The organism is Novosphingobium sp. DS6-6 (assembly GCF_057784975.1).
In genome coordinates, this window is record NZ_JBYNTS010000009.1 from 69005 (window position 1) to 84033 (window position 15029).

13 protein-coding genes are annotated in these 15029 nt (G+C 63.0%); 4 read left to right on the forward strand and 9 right to left on the reverse strand.

The features are described from left to right. Positions 1–83: 83 nt before the first annotated feature. Positions 84–800: a peptidylprolyl isomerase gene (locus AC3EDY_RS12040; protein ID WP_488572743.1), complete on the forward strand. Its 717-nt coding sequence runs from the start codon at positions 84–86 to the stop codon at positions 798–800. A 57-nt stretch (positions 801–857) separates the two neighbouring features. Then, entirely contained in the window at positions 858–1886 is a 1029-nt protein-coding gene (gene queA, locus AC3EDY_RS12045) for a tRNA preQ1(34) S-adenosylmethionine ribosyltransferase-isomerase QueA (RefSeq protein ID WP_488572744.1), read from the forward strand. 9 nt (positions 1887–1895) lie between these two features. On the opposite strand, the gene AC3EDY_RS12050 is transcribed toward queA, so the two are convergent. Beyond that, entirely contained in the window at positions 1896–2717 is an 822-nt protein-coding gene (locus AC3EDY_RS12050) for a TSUP family transporter (protein WP_488572745.1), read from the reverse strand. A gap of 66 nt (positions 2718–2783) precedes the next feature. Here AC3EDY_RS12050 and tgt point away from each other — a divergent pair, with 66 nt between their 5' ends. Beyond that, complete coding sequence (gene tgt, locus AC3EDY_RS12055) at positions 2784–3911, forward strand: tRNA guanosine(34) transglycosylase Tgt (RefSeq protein WP_488572746.1); 1128 nt, start codon at positions 2784–2786, stop codon at positions 3909–3911. 240 nt (positions 3912–4151) lie between these two features. Further along, positions 4152–6023 (forward strand): alpha/beta hydrolase family protein, encoded by a 1872-nt coding sequence (locus AC3EDY_RS12060; RefSeq protein ID WP_488572747.1) that lies wholly within the window; start codon positions 4152–4154, stop codon positions 6021–6023. Positions 6024–6046: 23 nt separating this feature from the next. On the opposite strand, the gene AC3EDY_RS12065 is transcribed toward AC3EDY_RS12060, so the two are convergent. The 8 genes from AC3EDY_RS12065 to rpoD all read right to left on the reverse strand — a co-directional run bounded on the left by AC3EDY_RS12065 (position 6047) and on the right by rpoD (position 14952). Next, positions 6047–6235: a hypothetical protein gene (locus AC3EDY_RS12065; protein ID WP_488572748.1), complete on the reverse strand. Its 189-nt coding sequence runs from the start codon at positions 6233–6235 to the stop codon at positions 6047–6049. A gap of 217 nt (positions 6236–6452) precedes the next feature. After that, complete coding sequence (gene rpsD, locus AC3EDY_RS12070) at positions 6453–7067, reverse strand: 30S ribosomal protein S4 (RefSeq protein ID WP_488572749.1); 615 nt, start codon at positions 7065–7067, stop codon at positions 6453–6455. A gap of 177 nt (positions 7068–7244) precedes the next feature. Continuing rightward, complete coding sequence (locus AC3EDY_RS12075) at positions 7245–7988, reverse strand: RNA methyltransferase (RefSeq protein WP_488572750.1); 744 nt, start codon at positions 7986–7988, stop codon at positions 7245–7247. Between the two features lies 1 nt (position 7989). Then, on the reverse strand, positions 7990–8463 hold the full coding sequence (gene nrdR, locus AC3EDY_RS12080) for a transcriptional regulator NrdR (RefSeq protein WP_488572751.1): 474 nt from the start codon (positions 8461–8463) through the stop codon (positions 7990–7992). A 4-nt stretch (positions 8464–8467) separates the two neighbouring features. Continuing rightward, on the reverse strand, positions 8468–9781 hold the full coding sequence (gene glyA / locus AC3EDY_RS12085) for a serine hydroxymethyltransferase (protein ID WP_488572752.1): 1314 nt from the start codon (positions 9779–9781) through the stop codon (positions 8468–8470). A gap of 15 nt (positions 9782–9796) precedes the next feature. Continuing rightward, on the reverse strand, positions 9797–10234 hold the full coding sequence (gene rpiB / locus AC3EDY_RS12090) for a ribose 5-phosphate isomerase B (RefSeq protein ID WP_488572753.1): 438 nt from the start codon (positions 10232–10234) through the stop codon (positions 9797–9799). Between the two features lie 167 nt (positions 10235–10401). Then, positions 10402–12714, reverse strand: a complete 2313-nt coding sequence (locus tag AC3EDY_RS12095; RefSeq protein WP_488572754.1) for a TonB-dependent receptor — start codon at positions 12712–12714, stop codon at positions 10402–10404. A 237-nt stretch (positions 12715–12951) separates the two neighbouring features. Continuing rightward, entirely contained in the window at positions 12952–14952 is a 2001-nt protein-coding gene (rpoD, locus tag AC3EDY_RS12100; protein WP_488572793.1) for an RNA polymerase sigma factor RpoD, read from the reverse strand. Positions 14953–15029 lie beyond the last annotated feature (77 nt).

Genomic DNA, 15029 nt, shown 5'->3' on the forward strand with positions numbered 1-15029 from the left:
TTGATTGCCGAATCGTTCATTGCAGTGTCAGCGCGCCGGGCCTAATCGGCGTTGCATTCCATAAGACAAGGATCGCAGGATTGATGATCGCCCGTTCGTTTTCCAAGGCCCTGATGGGTGCCGCGCTGGCCGCGGCGCTCGTTTCCAGCCCGGCCATGGCGCAACGACCGCCAGAGAAGGAACAGGCCCAGCCGTTCAAGCTCGACAAGGTGGTGCCCGAGCACCAGATTCCCTACGCGGTCGATATCGATCCCGCCCATGATCCGGAAAACGTGCTGGCGCTTGATCTGTCAAACGGCGGCCGCGTGCTTATCCGTCTGATGCCGCAATGGGCGCCCCGCCATATAGAGCGCATCAAGACGCTGACCCGCCAGGGCTTTTACGATGGCATTATCTTTCACCGGGTGATCGACGGCTTCATGGCGCAGACGGGCGATCCCACCGGCACCGGCCAGGGCGGATCGAAGCTGCCTGACCTGCAGTCCGAATTCAACGATGCGCCGCATATGCGCGGCACCGTTTCCATGGCTCGCACCAACGATCCCAATTCGGCCAACAGCCAGTTCTTCATCGTGTTCTATCCGCGCTTCGCGCTCGATCACAAGTATACCAATTTCGGCCGGGTGATCAGCGGAATGGACACGGTCGACACGATCGTGCGCGGCGAGCCGCCCAGCAACCCGACAAAAATCGTCCAGGCCTCTATCCTGGCCGACAACAAACCGCGCCCGGCGCCACCCGTGGCCGTGCCGGCTTCGGCCATCACGGCCGACATGCTGAGCAAGTCCAGCTCCAACTGAGCGGCGCGATCGGCGGGGCTTGCCGAGGCGCCCCCGTGCCGGTAGCGGGCATGTCCCATGCGTGTTGATCTTTTCGATTTCGAATTGCCGCCCGAAAACATTGCCCTGCGCCCGGCCCGCCCGCGCGATGCCGCGCGCCTGCTGCGCGTGGCAGCCGGCGAGCCGCTGACCGATCATATCGTGCGCGATCTGCCCGGCCTGCTGCGCGCGGGCGATGTGCTGGTGTTCAACGATACCAGGGTGATTCCAGCCCAGCTCGAAGGCCGGCGCGGCGCGGCGCGGATCGGCGCGACCCTGCACAAGCGGCTGGATCTGCGCCGCTGGCAGGCGTTCATCCGCAACGGCAAGCGGCTGCGCGATGGCGATACGATCGAATTCGGCGCCGGTGTGTGCGCCACGGCCCAAGCGCGGCATGACGACGGCAGTTGGACGTTGTTCTTTCCGGGTGACGAACCCGTGGAAGTGCTGCTCGAACGGGCAGGGCGCATGCCCTTGCCCCCCTATATCGCCGCCAAGCGCGAAACCGATGCCCAGGATCGCAGCGATTATCAGACGATGTTCGCGCAGAAGGATGGCGCCGTTGCCTCACCGACGGCGGCTTTGCACTTCACGCCGGAATTGATGGCGGGGCTGGCAGCGGCGGGCATCGGGCACGAAACACTCACGCTTCATGTGGGCGCGGGCACTTTTCTGCCGGTCAAGGCCGACGATACCATCGATCATCGGATGCACGCCGAATGGGGCCGGATCGAGCCGGAAACCGCCGCCCGTCTCAACGCCGTGCGCGCGGCGGGCGGGCGGATCATCGCCGTCGGCACCACCAGCCTGCGTCTGCTGGAAAGCGCGGCGGATGATGCGCGCACGATCCATCCCTTCGAAGGCGACACCGAAATCTTCATCACGCCGGGATATCGCTTCAAGGCGATCGACGGGCTGATGACCAATTTCCACCTGCCCAAATCGACCTTGTTCATGCTGGTTTCCGCGCTCATGGGGCTGGAAACGATGCAGGCCGCCTATGCCCACGCCATAGCCGGCGGCTATCGGTTCTACAGCTATGGCGATTCCAGCCTGCTGCTGCCCTGACGGCGACAGTCACCCTGTCGCCCATTGCCAGACGAGCCGCGCCGTCAACGCCAGGCTGACGACGATCAGCAAGGGCCGGATGAGCCGCGCGCCGAAACGCGTGGCGAAATGGCTGCCGATCCAGGCGCCGGTCACCGCGCCCGCGCCCATGCACAGGCCCAGCAGCCATAGGATATGGCCGCCCAGCGCGAAGACGATCAAGCTGGCGACATTGCTGGTCAGGTTCAGCAATTTGGTCAGCCCCGTGGCACGGGTAAGGCCCATGCCCCGCAGGCTGACAAGCGCGGTGGTATAGAACTGCCCGGCACCTGGGCCGAAAAACCCGTCGTAAAAGCCCACGCCGCCCGTCACCGGCAGAAATGCCCGCGCACCGATGCGATGATGGCGGTCACCATCGTCCATCCGGGGTGACAGCACGGTGTACAGCGCAACGCCCATCAGCAGTACCGGCACGATCAGCGAAAGCGCCTCCGCGTCAAAATGCTGGATCACCAGCGCGCCTGTCAACGCCCCGGCAAAGGTGGCGGCCACCAGCGCATGGTTGCCAGCCAGCGTGAACAGCCCGGCGCGGCGGTAGCGCCAGGTGGCCATAGTGGTGCCGCACAGCGACTGTACCTTGTTGGTGCCCAGCGTCAGATGCGGGGGCACCCCAACCGTGATCAGCGCGGGCATCATGATAAGACCGCCGCCGCCCGCGATCGCGTCCACCAGGCCGGCAAGCACGGCAACGGCGGTCAGCACCGGAAACATCCACGCCTCGGGCGCATAAGGCGCGGCATGAACGGTAGTCTCTGCCAGCGAAGCGAACAAATCATGAGAGAACGCCGTCATTTGCACACCTTGGCGTTTGCTCCTAAGGGGCGCAACTGTTCGTTGTTCCCGGAAAACCGCTGCTCGATGACCCGCTTTTCGTTTCAGATCCATGCCACCTGCGGCAAGGCTCGCACCGGTACTATCGCGATGATGCGCGGAGAGATCCGTACGCCCGCTTTCATGCCGGTGGGCACGGCCGCCACGGTCAAGGCGATGAAAGTGGAAGATGTGCGCCGCACGGGCGCCGACGTCATCCTGGGCAATACCTATCATCTGATGTTGCGCCCCGGGGCCGAGCGCATGGCGCGGCTGGGCGGGCTGCACGCTTTCATGGGCTGGGACCGCCCGATCCTGACCGACAGCGGCGGCTATCAGGTCATGAGCCTGTCAGACCTGCGCAAGATCACCGAAGAAGGGGTGACGTTCGCCAGCCATCTCGACGGCTCGCGCCACATGCTCAGTCCCGAACGCTCGATGGAAATCCAGCGCCTGCTGGGTTCCGACATCGTCATGGCGTTCGACGAATGCCCACGCGCCGATCAGCCGCGCGACGTGATCGCCCGTTCGATGGAAATGTCCATGCGCTGGGCGCGCCGCAGCCGCGCCGGCTTCGACAGCGGCGAGGAGCATGCCCCGCGCGCCGCCCTGTTCGGCATCCAGCAGGGTGCCTTGGACGAAGGCCTGCGCCAGGCCAGCGCCGATGCGTTGCGCGACATCGGCTTCGATGGCTATGCGATCGGCGGCCTTGCGGTGGGCGAGGGACAGGAGGCGATGTTCGCCACGCTCGATTTCGCGCCGGGCCAGTTGCCTGCCGACCGGCCCCGCTATCTGATGGGCGTGGGCAAGCCCGATGATCTTGTCGGCGCCGTGGAACGCGGGGTGGACATGTTCGATTGCGTCCTGCCCACGCGATCCGGACGCAACGGCCAGGGGTTCACGTGGCATGGCCCCGTCAACATGCGCAATGCCCGCCACGCCGAGGACTCCGGGCCGCTCGACCCGCGCTGCGCCTGCCCGGTCTGCCGCAAGTACAGCCGCGCCTATCTCCACCATCTGTTCAAGTCGGGCGAAATGCTCGGGGCCATGCTGCTGACCGAACACAACCTGTCGTTCTATCAGGACTTGATGTCCGGCATGCGCGCGGCGATCACCGAAAACCGCCTTGCCGGCTTCGCGACCGACTTCAGGCGCGACTACCTGCACAAGGGGTAAGTGACGCAAATTCGGTCATAAACGTTCAGACCCGGCTATCCGACTCCTGCTGTTCTTTGCTATGTCGGCACGCCGATGGGTTTTACGGGGGTGCTTATGCGGTCTGGGTTCGGCCGGCTGCTTTCTTTTGCGGCGGTGACAACGATCTCCCTGACGGGCCCTGGGGTCAGCGCCGATCCGGCACCGCAAGACGGCATGGCGTTGGCCAGGGCGTTTGGCGCGCGCGTCGGCGTTTCAGCCATGAGCATGTCGCCCGATGGCACTCACGTTTCCTTTCTGGTGCCCGATGGCAATGGCCAGAAAGTGATGGTGGCCGATCTTGCCGCCGGCGGCGCGCCCCGCGCGATCCTGGCCAGCACGCGCGCCGACGAGGCGATCGGCAGTTGCACCTGGCCCACAAATCAGCGATTGTTCTGCCGCCTTTATGTCTATGCGCAGAATGCCGGGGTGCCGATACGCTTTGCCCGCATGGTGGCATTGGATAGCGATGGCAAGCGCATGGCCGTGGTTACCGAGCAGCAGAGCGATCGCGCCTTGGGCTTCGATTATCATGGTGGGAGGGTGATCGACTGGACGGGTAACAAACCCGGCGAAGTGTTGATGACGCGGGTTTTCGTTCCGGACGTGACTGTCGGTACGCACCTTGCCAACACCGACGAAGGTTTGGCCGTGGAATCGGTGAACGCCGTCACGCTTGCCCGGCGCACGGTGGAAAAAGCGCGGTCTGACGCTATCGCCTATCTGGCTGACGGGCAGGGCCATGTCCGGTTGATGGCCCGATCGCTGGGCAGTTCGACAGGATATGCCAGCGGAAAAGCGCAATGGTACTATCGCAAGGCCGGGTCGTCCGACTGGTCTCCATTGACGCGCACCGACAGCAGCGAAGGGGTTGCGCCGCACGGCTTCAAACCCGATGCAGTCGATCCTGTGGCCGATGTGGCCTATGGTTTTGATGCCGGGGAAAATGGTCGCACGGCGCTCTACCGCATCAGGCTTGACGGTTCTATGACCCGCGAAAGGGTATTGGACCGCGATGATGTCGACGTGGACGAATTGGTGACGATCGGCCGCAATCAACGGGTCGTGGGTGTCAGCTATGCCACCGAGGCCCGGGTGGTGGAGTTCTTCGACCCGGGGCTTAAAACGCTTGCAGCAGCGCTGCACAAGGCGCTGCCCGGGCAGCCGCAGATTTCCTTCATCGATGCCTCGGCCGATGAATCCCGCCTACTCTTGCTAGCTGGCGGGGATATCGACTCAGGCACCTATTACGTTTTCGACAAGAAGACCCGCCATCTTGAAAAAGTGCTGGCGGTGCGCCCCGAACTGGAAGCCATTCGATTGGCGCCAATGAAGCCAGTTACCTATCCCGCTGCCGATGGGACGATGATCCCGGGTTATCTCACATTGCCGCTGAACAGCAGCGGCAAGGGCCTACCTGCCATCGTGCTGCCGCATGGCGGCCCGAGTGCCCGCGACGAGTGGGGTTTCGATTGGCTGGTGCAGTTTTTTGCCGCGCGTGGCTATGCCGTGCTTCAACCCAATTATCGCGGATCGTCCGGCTTCGGGCTCGTTTGGCAGGGGAAGAACGGCTTCAGGGCGTGGCCCCAGGCAATCGGCGATATCGACGATGCGGGGCGCTGGCTCTTGGCCCAAGGCATCGCCGCGCCCGGCCAGCTTGCCATCGTGGGCTGGTCTTATGGTGGCTATGCCGCCCTGCAATCGGGCGTGGTCGATCCCGGCCTGTTCAAGGCGATCGTCGCCATCGCCCCGGTTTCCGACCTGGCGCGTCTGCGCGACAATGCCCAGAACTATACGTCCGGCTTGCTCGTCGATCGTCAGATCGGACATGGCGATTACATCAAGACAGGATCGCCCGCACAAAACGCCGCAGCCATCACGGTGCCGGTCATGCTGTTTCACGGCGATGCGGATTTGAACGTTCCCGTGGATCAGTCCCGCCTCATGGCAAACCGCCTGCGCGCGGCTGGCCGGGCGGTGGAATACACCGAGTTCAAGACACTGGGCCATGATCTGGACAGCAGCACCGCGCGGACGCAGATGCTGTCTCAAAGCGATGCGTTTTTGCGCAAGGCGATGGAACTGATGCCCTGAGGCAAGCCGCGATCAGGCCGCGATCACGCCGCAATCTGTGGCTCGTGCACGATCATCTGCGTTTCCAATCGGGTGCCGGGATACTGCACGAATTCGCCGGTGCGGGTGTCGAGAAATCCGGCGCCGATCGCGCTGGCCTGGGCCTGGGCGGTCTTCAGATCAGGATACCATTTGCCGCAGCGATGCGGGGTGACGAAGCGGTACATCAGCATGCAGCGATAATGCCCGGGCAGACATGCCGTTCCCGGCGAATGCTGCGCTCCAATCCTGTTTGCGATGACCTGATTATTGCGGGAAATCGCTGAATTTATTGCTTTTCATGTCTGTGTCAGAGCACAATCACGAAACCGTTCCGGATGCGGGCATTGCGGAAAAAAGGCGGGGTTTCCCCCGCCTTTCCGTATTCTTCCGCTTTGAAGCCGCGGCTGATCAGCGCGAATAGAATTCGACGACCAGGTTCGGCTCCATTTTTACCGGATAAGGCACTTCATCCAGCGTCGGCACGCGCACGAACGTGGCCTTGTCGCCGCCATCGGCAGCGACATAGTCGGGAATTTCGCGTTCCGGCAGCGCCTGGGCTTCGGCAACCAACGCCATTTCCTTGGCCTTGGTGCCCAGCGTGATCACGTCGCCGGGGCGGACGCGACGGCTGGCGATGTTGCACTTCACGCCATTGACGCGAATATGGCCGTGCGAAACGATCTGGCGGGCCGAAAAGATGGTCGGCGCGAACTTGGCGCGATAGACCACCATGTCGAGACGCTGTTCGAGCAGGCCGATCAGGTTCTGACCGGTATCGCCCTTCATGGTCGCGGCTTCCTGATAGGTCCGCTTGAACTGCTTTTCCGTCACGTCGCCGTAATAGCCCTTGAGCTTCTGCTTGGCGCGCAGCTGGATGCCGAAGTCGGAAACCTTGCTCTTGCGGCGCTGGCCGTGCTGACCGGGGCCATAGGAGCGGCGGTTGACCGAGCTTTTGGGGCGGCCCCACAGGTTTTCGCCAAGGCGACGGTCGATCTTGTACTTGGACGAATGGCGCTTCGACACGCGTTCGTTCCTTTCAATTTGCGTTTCATGCGAGAAAGGCCGCAGCCTTTCTGGTTAATGCCCGGAATCGCACCATCAGGCCTGTTGCCGGATGCGGCCACCACTTCACCGGACGTGCGGGGCCAATTGCGAAGTGGCGCCTAAATCAGGGTGTGCCCGGTGAGTCAAGGAAAAAGCTCAATCCCCGCCAGGGTTCACACCCGGTTCGCGCCGCAATGTCGAAAGCACGCCGCGCAGCGTACGGATTTCCAAGTGGTTCCATGCCGGTTTGGTCAGCATGGTGCGCAAAGTGCGCCGCGTGGCGGCAGCACGGCTTTCGGGAAGGAAATAACCCCGCGGCTCCAGCAGGTCGCACAACTGGGCGAACATGCCTTCGAATTCTTCCTGGGGGGCAGGGGGCAGCAATTCCTCCACCGTCGGCTGGACCAGGGCTCCGGCGGCGGCTTGATGTTTCGACCATTCGTAAGCGCACAGGATCACTGCTTGCGCGAGGTTGAGCGAGCCGAAATTGGGATTGATCGGCACCGTCAGGATCGTGCGCGCCAAAGCTACGTCGTCGGTTTCAAGGCCGGAACGTTCGGGGCCGAACACCAGCGCGCTGCGGCCTTCCTCGCTCGCGATCGCGCGGGCGGCATCCTCGGGCGTGACGACCGGCTTGGTCACGCCGCGCTTGCGCACGGTGGTGGCATAGACATGGGCGCAATCGGCCACGGCTTCCGCCAGCGTGGCGAAGACCCGGGCCTTTTCCAGCACGCCATCGGCACCCGAAGCGGCGGGGCCTGCCGATGGATTGGGCCAGCCATCGCGCGGGGACACCAGGCGCAGCTCAGTCAGGCCGAAATTCAGCATGGCACGCGCGGCCTTGCCGATGTTTTCACCCAGTTGCGGACGCACAAGAACGATGATGGGCTGGGCAGGCACGCTACTTGGCCACTTCCTGCACGGAAGATGCGAATTCCTCGAAATCACGGGCTTCGGAAAAATCGCGATAGACGCTGGCGAACCGTATGTAGGCTACGCTGTCAAGCTGTCGCAGTGCATCCATGACCATCTCGCCGATCACTTTCGAGGGCACTTCGCCATCGCCCAGGGTTTCGATCTGGCGCTGGATGCCGGTAACCAGCTGGTCTAGCCGTTCCTGCGAAACCGGGCGCTTGCGGCAGGCAAGGGCAACGGACTGTTCGATCTTGGTGCGATCGAACGGTTCGCGCCGCGGCTCGCTGTCCGGCCCCTTGTTCTTCACCACCAGCACTTCGCGCAGTTGCACGCGTTCGAACGTGGTGAAGCGGGCGCCGCAGCTTTCGCATTGGCGCCGCCGGCGGATCGCGGTGTTGTCCTCGGTCGGCCGGCTGTCTTTCACCTGGCTGTTGTCATGGGTGCAGAACGGGCAGCGCAAACGTTCAAAGCTCCGGATAGATCGGAAACTGCGCGCACAGGTCGGCCACCGCATCGCGCACGCGCTGTTCCACTTGCCCGTCGCCCTCATCGCCATTGCGCGCCAGACCTTCGACAACCTGGGCGATCAACTGGCCGACCTGGCGGAACTCGTCCTCGCGGAAACCGCGCGTCGTGCCGGCCGGGGTGCCCAGGCGGATACCGGACGTGACGAAAGGAGAGCGCTTGTCGAACGGCACGCCGTTCTTGTTGCAGGTGAGCCAGGCGCGATCGAGGCCCTTTTCGGCGGCCTTGCCGGTCACGTCCTTGGCCGACAGGTCAACCAGCATCAGGTGATTGTCGGTGCCGCCCGACACGATCGAAAGCCCGGCATCGGCAAGCGAGCCGGCCAGAGCGCGGGCATTGGCCACGATCTGGTGCGCGTATGTCTTGAATTCCGGCCGCAGCGCATCGGCAAAGGCCACGGCCTTGGCGGCGATCACATGCACCAGCGGGCCGCCCTGAAGCCCCGGAAATACCGCGGTGTTGAATTTCTTGGCCAGCGCCTCGTCATTGGTAAGAATGATGCCGGACCGAGGCCCGCGCAGGCTCTTGTGCGTGGTGCTGGTCACCACATGTGCGTGCGGGAAAGGCGAGGGATGGGCGCCGCCGGCCACCAGGCCGGAAAAGTGCGACATGTCGACCAGCAGCCAGGCACCCACTTCATCGGCGATTTCGCGGAAGCGCGGGAAATCCCACACACGCGAATAGGCCGTGCCGCCGGCGATGATCAGCTTGGGCTTGTGCTCGCGCGCCAGCCGGGCAACTTCGTCCATGTCGATCAGATGATCGTCGGGGCGTACGCCATAGGGGATCGGCTTGAACCACTTGCCGCTCATGTTGACCGGCGAACCGTGGGTAAGATGACCGCCCGAATTCAGGTCCAGCCCCATGAAGCTATCACCGGGCTGAAGCAGGGCGAGAAACACCGCCTGGTTCATCTGGCTGCCCGAGTTGGGCTGCACATTGGCGAAATCGCAGCCGAACAGCGCCTTGGCGCGTTCGATCGCCAGATTTTCCACCACATCGGCATATTCGCAGCCGCCGTAATAGCGCTTGCCCGGATAGCCTTCGGCATACTTGTTGGTAAACACCGAGCCGGTTGCTTCCAGCACGGCAAGGCTGGTGATGTTTTCCGAAGCGATCAGCTCGATCTTGGTCTGCTGGCGCTTCAGTTCGCCCTGGATGGCCGCATGGACTTCAGGATCGGCCGAAGCGAGATGCTCGGTAAAGAAGCCTGCCGTGCGAACTTCCGGCAATGCGGTGGCAGCGGTGGACATCGGTGTGGCTCCTGTTCAGAGTGCGGGATGGGAAAGCTTGGTTACGCGGCGGGCATGGCGATCGCCGGCGAAAGGCGTGGCCAGGAACGCTTCGACGCAGGCCTTGGCCATATCGTGCCCGATCAGGCGGGCGCCCATTGCGAGCACGTTGGCATCGTTATGCGCACGCGCAAGCCTGGCCGAATAGGGTTCGCTCACCAGGGCACAGCGGGCGGCGGGATTGCGGTTGACGGCGATGGAAATGCCGATGCCCGAACCGCACAGGGCAACGCCGCGCTCAGCCTCGCCGGCGGCCATCGCGGCGGCCAGCTTGTAACCGTAATCGGGATAATCGACGCTGTCTGCATCATGGGGACCAAGATCGGTGACCTCGTGCCCCAGCCCGTCCAGCCACTGCGCAAGATCGGCTTTCAGCGCGAGCGCGGCGTGATCGGATGCAATGGCGATACGCATGGGTCTGGCTTTCCGGCTGCCCGAACGGGGATTCTGCCGTCCCCCTAAACCCATTGCGCGCGCTGCGCCACATTAATTGGGCTGACAGTCCACCCCTTGCCCCCAGAGGTAGGCAAGCCCTGATGGAACAAGGCGGGGCGGCATCGCGGCCGCCCCGTCCTGGTGGATCAGCGGAACGACCCGCTCAGCGAGACGCCGATCGTGCGCGGATCGTTGTAGATTCCGGCGCGATAGTTCGACGTGTCGATAACGCCGACCAGGTTGCGCCTGTCGGTCAGATTGCGGGCAAAGACGGCCAGCTCATAACGGCCCCAGGCAACCCCGGCCTTGGCACCAAGCTCGTAATTGCCGTTCGAAGCGTATTCCACCGTCTTGTAAGGCACATACATGGTATAGCCCTGCAGGTTGAAATCCGCGCCGACGAACGCGCGAAACGCATCGTTCACCGGCAGGTCATAGCGGCCGGCCAGGTTGAGGTTGAAATCGGGCGCGTTGGCCAGCGGATTGCCGTTGATCTGGGCGTAGAAATTGTTGCCCACCCGCTGAACCGGGTTGAGCACCGTCTGCGACAGAACGCCCCCGGCGGCGCCCACTTGCGCATAGACGCTATTGTCCTTCACTTCGGTGCGCAGCACGCTCACCCCGATGTCGAAACGCAGGTTCTTGACCGGAGCCAGGCCGAGTTCGGCTTCCGCGCCATAGCCGATGGCCTTGTCGGCATTGAACAGCACGCCGCTGCCGTTGCTGTCGTTGCCGTTAAGCTGAATATCGGTGACGGTGTAATAGAAGCCGGTCAGATTGAAAGTCACGGCATTGTCCAGCCACGCGCTTTTCAGGCCGGCTTCCCACGACGTGTTCTTTTCCGAATTGGCCGTGGTGAAGGGCGAGTTGAATACGGCCGAGCGTCCCTGGATCGTCGGGCCGCGGAAGCCGCGCGCGACGCGGGCGAAAAGCGAAAGATCGGAAGTGGCGCGATAGAGCAGGCTGGCGTCAAAGCTTGGCTGCGTGTCGGACAGGCGCACGCTGCGCGGCGCGGTAGACGGGAAAGTGACGAGCCCTGCCGCCGTGTCCGCCGTCTTGAGCAGCGTGGTGGTCTTGGTATCGTTGGTCAGGCGCGCGCCGGCCGTCAGGCGCAGCTTTTCGGTCAGGTCATAGCTGGCCTGCCCGAACACCGCCCAGCTGGTGTTGACGTTGTGCAGCAACACCCAGTTGTTGGGGTTGGCACCCGGAGTGCCGGGGTTGAGGAAATAACCGCGCTGATCGAACTCGGTATAATCGCGCGAGTCGAAGTAGATACCGCCTACCTGCCAGCGGAAGCGGGCGTTGTCGGGGCTGGCCAGGCGCAGTTCCTGGCTCCACTGGTTGAGTGTGCGCAGGACGCCGCGCGACTGCCCATAGCCGGTCCCACCGAAATTGGCAGCCGCGCCGCCGTCGGTGTCACCCCGGCTCGACCCGTTGGAGGCTTCGTAGGCAGTGATCGAGGTCAGGGTTATGCCGCCGAAATCCTGTATGGCCCGCAGCGAAACGCCCTTGGTCTTGTAAGCCTGGGGATTGTTCTGGGCTTCGTCATAGGCAACCTGGCTCAGATCCAGATTTTGCGGGACGGAGCGCGTGCCCTTCTGGATCGAACCGCGGTAGAAGATCGAAGCCGTGCCGTCGTAATCGCGGTAATGGCCGGAAAGGCGCAGCGACAGCGTATCGGTGGCCTGGGCCAGCAGTTGCAGGCGGACATCGCGTTCGTCGAACCCGCCCATCACGTTGCGGCCGGGAACGGTGCCATCGTTGCTGACGCCGGTATAGGTGTTGCTGATCCAGTTATCGCGGTGCTGCCAAAGGCCCGAGAGGCGGAAGCTGACGCGCCCGTCCTGGGTGAGCGGGCCGCCCACGCCGGCGTCTATGTTGATCGCGTTGCGCGTGCCCCAGGTGGCGCTGCCCTGGCCCTGCCAGGTGGCTGTGGGCTGGGCCGTATCGAACTTTACGATGCCCGCCGTGGTGTTGCGGCCGAACAGCGAACCTTGCGGGCCGCGCAGCACTTCCACCTGGGCGATGTCGAACGCGGGGTTCGACTTGAGCACGACATGCTCCAGCACCACGTCGTCCTGGATCACCGAAACCGGCTGCGAGGCGCCGAGGTAGAAATCGATGTTGCCAAGGCCGCGAATGTAGAAGCGGGGGAAAATGCGGCCGGTGGTCGATTCCACGTAAAGGCTGGGCACGCGGCCGGACAGCGACAGCAGCGTATCGGCGCCCGCGGCCTGAAGCGTGCGTAGCAGATCAGGCTTGATCACCGCGACCGATACCGGCACCGACTTGATGTCTTCCTGGCGGCGTTCGGCCGTCACGACAATGGCATTGTTGGCATCGGCATCGGCGGCTGCAGCGTCGGCCACGGGCGGGGCATCCTGGGCGAGCGCCGCAGGCGACATGGCCGCAACACAAACGCCCGCCAGCAGGGCGGAAACAGAATGAAAAGTACGCATGGAATTTCCCCTGGGCAGGTAGTCGCGGCCTTGGCCACGCTGATGTGATCCGGGCGGCGCTATGCGCTATATGTGACAAACTCGTGTCGAAATAGTAATGGCGTCGATCGGTTTCATTCGATACTGATGCGGCGGCGCAACACATCAAGTTGCCATGCACAAAAAAGCGCCAGGTTTTTCGACCTGACGCCTTTTCATTTCGGTTTGTGGCAAGATCGGCAGTCCCGCCGCTTACTTTTACTGATCCAGGAAAGAGCGCATCTTGCGGCTTCGGCTCGGGTGCTTGAGCTTGCGCAGGGCCTTGGCTTCGATCTGCCGGATACGCTCGCGCGTGACCGAAAACTGCTGACCGACTTCCTCCAGCGTATGATCGGTATTCATACCGATGCCGAAACGCATGCGCAGCACGCGTTCCTCGCGCGGGGTAAGGCTGGCAAGGACACGGGTTACTGTTTCCTTGAGATTGGCCTGGATGGCGGCATCCACCGGAATGATCGCGTTCTTGTCCTCGATGAAATCGCCCAGATGCGAATCCTCCTCGTCGCCGATCGGCGTTTCGAGACTGATCGGCTCTTTGGCGATTTTCATCACCTTGCGCACCTTTTCGAGCGGCATCGACAGACGCTCGGCCATTTCCTCGGGCGTGGGCTCGCGGCCCTGTTCGTGCAGGAACTGGCGGCTGGTACGCACCAGCTTGTTGATCGTTTCGATCATGTGCACCGGAATGCGGATGGTGCGCGCCTGATCGGCAATCGAACGGGTGATGGCCTGGCGAATCCACCAGGTGGCATAAGTGCTGAACTTGTAGCCGCGGCGGTACTCGAACTTGTCTACCGCTTTCATCAGGCCAATGTTTCCTTCCTGGATCAGGTCCAGGAACTGAAGGCCGCGGTTGGTGTATTTCTTGGCGATCGAGATCACCAGGCGCAGGTTTGCCTCGACCATTTCCTTCTTGGCGATCCGCGCTTCGCGTTCGCCTTTCTGGACCATGTTCACGATTCGGCGGAATTCCCCCAGCTGCATGCCGGTGGCGGCCGCAATATCGGCCACTTCGGCGCGGATTCGTTCGACGGCCGCCGCCTCGTTGGCGGCAAACGCCGCCCACTTCTTGTCGCGGCCGGCCAGCGATTGCAGCCAGCCTTCGTCCAGCTCGCGCCCGACGTAACGATCGAGGAAATCCTTGCGGCTTACCTTGTGGCGCTCGGCCAGGCGCAGCATCTGGCCACCCAACGTCGTCAACCGGCGGTTGAAAGCATAGAGATTGTCGACCAGGTACTCGATCTTGGAAGCGTGAAACTGCACGCTTTCGACCTGCGCGGTCAGATCCTCGCGCAGCTTGTGATAGTCGGCTTCCTTGGCGGCGGGAAACGGCAGGCCCAGGCCCAGAGCGTCGAGACGTTCGGCCTGAAGCTTTTCAAACGTGCGGAACAGGTCCGTGATTTCGGCAAACTTTTCCAACGCGGCCGGCTTGAGCGTGGCTTCCATCTGGGCGAGGGAAAGCGTGTTGTCCTCTTCCTCGTCCTCGGCCGGGCGGGCGCGGCGCTCGCGCAGCTCGTCGTCTTCCTCCTCGGGCTCCTCTTCCTCGACCTCTTCCTCTTCCTTGAACGAAGGCCCGGCGGTTGCTTCGCTGATTTCGGCGTCGGCTTCCTCGCCATCTTCCGAAAGATTTTCGGGCTGCGGCTCTTTCGACAGCATGGCATCGAGATCGAGAATCTCGCGCAACTGCATTTCGCCTGCGTTCAGCGCCTCGGACCACTGGATGATGGCGTGGAAGGTGATCGGGCTCTCGCAAAGGCCCATGATCATGGTGTCGCGGCCGGCCTCGATCCGCTTGGCAATGGCGATTTCGCCCTCGCGGCTCAGAAGTTCGACCGCGCCCATTTCGCGCAGGTACATGCGCACCGGATCGTCGGTACGCTCCACGGTCTCCTTGCGCTTTTCCACCACCGGGCGGTCGTCCATCCCGGTATCTGCGTCGTCGCTTTCCTCAACCTCGCGGTCTTCGGGATCGACCGCATCCTCGTCGCTTTCGACGATATTGACGCCCATTTCCGAGATCGCAGCCATGATGTCTTCGATCTGCTCGGACGACATCTGGTCCTGGGGCAACGCCTCGTTCAGTTCGTCATACGTGATGACCCCGCGCCGCTTGGCACGGGCGATAAGCTTCTTGATCGAAGCTTCGTTGAGGTCGATCAGCGGGGCATCGCCGCTATCGTTCTTGTCGTTGGAAGCCATTAACCCCGATACCACCCTTTGACGTCGTGCACTGCGCTTTGCGAGGATCGCGGCCGGCTGGGGGCGATCCCTGTCTG